The following is a 3,594-nucleotide window of genomic DNA, read 5'->3' as shown; positions in this document are numbered from 1 at the left end:
GAGGTGCGCGTACCGTGCCCGTGTGTACCGTTTTCTCCTCTCCCGGCGCTGGCTGATCATGCTCGGGCGGCCGGGCACCGGCCCGCTGCGGCTCACCGGGGTCCCGAACCGTCGCGTCGCCCGCGAGGCCGATCTGGCCCGGGCGGTGCGGGACGGCGACGGCACGCTCGCCGGGCTGCTGGACCGGCTGCACGGCCCGGACGACGCCGGCCTGCCCGACCCGGAGGACTTCCACGCCCTCGGCGGGGAGCTCGGCCGCCGGGTGGACGTCACCTGGTCCGCCGACGCGCCCGAGGCCCTCGACGTGCTCCTCACCGACGGACCGGCGGACGCACCCGTCGAGGCCTACCGGCCGGCGCGGCCGGCCGGCACCGCGGTGTCGTCGCTGACCAACCGCCCGACCGGCAACCGGGGGACCGGCGCCCTCATCGGCGAACTCCGCGACTGGCTGCGGGGCCGGCTGCCCGACTACCTGGTCCCGTCGGCCTTCGTCGCACTGGACGCCCTGCCGCTGACCGCCAGCGGCAAGCTCGACCGCCGTGCCCTGCCCGCCCCCGACCTCGGTGCGGCCGCGGCCGGGCGGGCGCCGCGCACCCCGCAGGAGCAGCTGCTCGCCGAGCTGTTCGCCGAGGTGCTCGGGCTGGCGCAGGTCGGCGTCGAGGACAGCTTCTTCGACCTGGGCGGGCACTCACTGCTGGCGACCCGCCTGGCCTCCCGGGTGCGGGCGACCCTCGGCGCGGAACTGGAGGTCCGCACGCTCTTCGAGACGCCGACCGTGGCCGGCCTGGCGGCCCGCCTGGACGGTTCCGGCACCGCGCGGCCGGCCCTGACCGCCCAGCCCCGTCCGGACCGGGTACCGCTGTCCTTCGCCCAGCGCCGGCTCTGGTTCCTGCACCGGATGGACGGGCCCGGCGCCACCTACAACATGCCCCTCGCCCTGAACCTCACGGGCGGACTCGACCGGCCGGCCCTGCACGCCGCGCTCGCGGACGTGATCGCCCGGCACGAGAGCCTGCGGACCGTCTTCCGCGAGACGGACGGCGTGCCGTACCAGGTCGTGCTGAGCGCCTCCGACGCGTATCCGGGACTGCCGGTGGTCGAGCTCGACGAGAGCCGGCTGGCCGAACGGCTGGCGGACGCGGCCCGGCGCGGCTTCGACCTGGCGGCGGAGCCGCCGGTCCGGGCGGAGCTCTACGCGCTCGCCCCCGACCGGCACGTGCTGCTGGTCGTGGTGCACCACATCGCCGCCGACGGCTGGTCGATGGGCCCGCTCTCCCACGACCTCGCCGCGGCCTACGCGGCCCGCTGCCGGGGCGAGGAGCCGCAGTGGTCCCCGCTGCCGGTGCAGTACGCCGACTACACCCGGTGGCAGCGCGACCTGCTCGGCGACGCCGCCGACCCGGACAGCCTGTTCGCCCGGCAACTGGCCTACTGGAAAGACGAGTTGAGGGGCGTGCCGGAGCAGCTCCAGCTGCCCGCCGACCGGCCCCGCCCACCTGTGGCCTCCCAGCGGGGCGACCGGGTCGTGGTCCGGCTGGACGCCGAACTGCACCGGGCCCTGCGGGACCTCGCCACCGAGCGCGGCGCCAGCATGTTCATGGTGCTCCAGGCCGGCCTTGCCGCGCTGCTCACCCGGCTCGGCGCCGGTACGGACATCCCGATCGGCAGCCCGATCGCCGGCCGCACCGACCAGGCGCTGGACGAGCTCGTCGGCTTCTTCGTCAACACCCTGGTGCTGCGCACCGACACCAGCGGCGACCCGGGCTTCGCCGACCTGCTCGGCCGGGTCCGGCAGAAGGCGCTCGCCGCGTACGACCACCAGGACGTGCCGTTCGAGTACCTGGTCGAGGTGGTCAACCCGGCGCGGTCGCTGGCCCGCCACCCGCTGTTCCAGATCATGCTGACCCTGCAGAACGCGCCCCTGGGCGAGTTCGCGCTGCCCGGGCTGGAGACGGGCCACCTGGAGGCGCCCACCGGCACCTCCCGGGTCGACCTGACCTTCAGCCTGGCGGAGCAGTTCCGCCAGGACGGTCCTTCCGGGACCGGCGGCCCCGGAGGTGCCCCCAGCCCCGCCGGGCTGGTCGGCGCGGTGGAGTTCGCCACCGACCTGTTCGACGCGGCCACCGTGGAGCTGCTGTTCGCCCGCTGGGCGCGGCTGCTGCGCGCGGCCGTCGCCGACCCCGACCGGCCGATCAGCCGGATCGACCTCATGTCCGCCGCGGAACGCCACCGGCTGCTGTACGGGTTCAACGACACCGCCGCCGGGCTGCCCCAGGCCGCGGTACCGGAGCTGTTCGCCCGCCAGGTCCGCGCCACCCCGGACGCGGTGGCCGTCGTGGCGGGCGGCACCGAGCTGACCTACCGGGAGCTCGACCGGCGGTCCGGCCGCCTCGCACGGGCACTGGTCCGCCAGGGCGTACGGGCGGAGACACCGGTCGCGGTGCTGCTGGAGCGCTCGGCGGAGCTGGTCGTGGCGATCCTGGCGATCATCAGGGCGGGCGGCGCCTACGTGCCGCTGGACGCGCGCTTCCCGGCGTCCCGCATCGACCTGATCCTGCGGGAGAGCGGGGCCGCCCTGGTGCTCACCCGGGAGGTGCTGGCCGATCTGGCGCAGGCTGATCATTCGCAGGCCGAGGCCGATCTGTCCGGCGTCGAAGTCCGCTGCGAACCCGGGCAGTTGGCGTACATCATGTACACCTCCGGCTCGACCGGGCGGCCCAAGGGCGTCGCCGTCACCCACCGTGACGTGGTGGGCCACGCGCTCACCCCCGAATGGCGCGGCGGCGGACACGAGCGGGTGCTGATGCACTCCCCGACGGCCTTCGACCTCTCGACCTACGAGCTGTGGGTGCCGCTGCTCAACGGCGGCCGGATCGTCGTCGCACCGCCCGAGCAGCTCGACCTCGACCTGCTCCAGCACACGATCGCCGCGCACGGGGTGACCGGACTCTGGCTCACCGCCGGACTCTTCCGGCTGGTCGCCGAGGAGCGCCCCGGCCTGCTCGCCGGGGTACGCGAGGTGTGGACCGGCGGCGACGTCGTCTCCCCGGCCGCCGCCGCCCGGGTGCTCACGGCTTGCCCCGGCATCGAGGTGGTCAACGGTTACGGGCCCACCGAGGCCACCACCCTGGCCACCTGCCACCCGGTGCGCACCCTCCCCGAGGACGCCGCGACCGTGCCGATCGGCGGGCCGATGGCGAACATGCGCGCCTACGTGCTCGACGACCGGCTGCAGCCGGTGCCGACCGGCCTGGTCGGCGAGCTGTACCTCGCCGGGGTGGGCGTGGCCCGCGGCTACCACGGCCGGCCCGGCCTGACGGCGGAGCGCTTCACCGCCGACCCGTACGGGCCGCCCGGGAGCCGGATGTACCGCACCGGCGACCTCGCCTGGTGGCGGCCGGGCGGGTCCCCCCGGCCGGAGAGCGGGTCCCCCCAGCTGGAGAGCGGCTCCTCCCGGCCGGAGACCGGGGGAGGCACGCTGGAGTTCGCCGGACGCGCCGACCACCAGGTCAAGCTGCGCGGCCTGAGGATCGAGCCCGGCGAGATCGAGGCGGTCCTGGCGGGCTGCCCGGGCGTCGCCCAGGCGGCCGTGGC

Annotated in this window: 1 protein-coding gene; it reads left to right on the top strand. The window is 75.8% G+C overall.

The genetic code is table 11. The features are described from left to right. Positions 1–22: 22 nt before the first annotated feature. Positions 23–3,594, top strand: a 3,572-nt coding sequence (locus tag ABZ885_RS37635) for an amino acid adenylation domain-containing protein (protein ID WP_360199158.1), incomplete at its 3' end; no start/stop codon positions are given.

The organism is Kitasatospora sp. NPDC047058, assembly GCF_040643935.1.
Lineage (GTDB): Bacteria > Actinomycetota > Actinomycetes > Streptomycetales > Streptomycetaceae > Kitasatospora.
The sequence above is the reverse complement of the archived record's forward strand: the minus strand, read 5'-3'. Positions and strand labels throughout refer to the sequence as shown.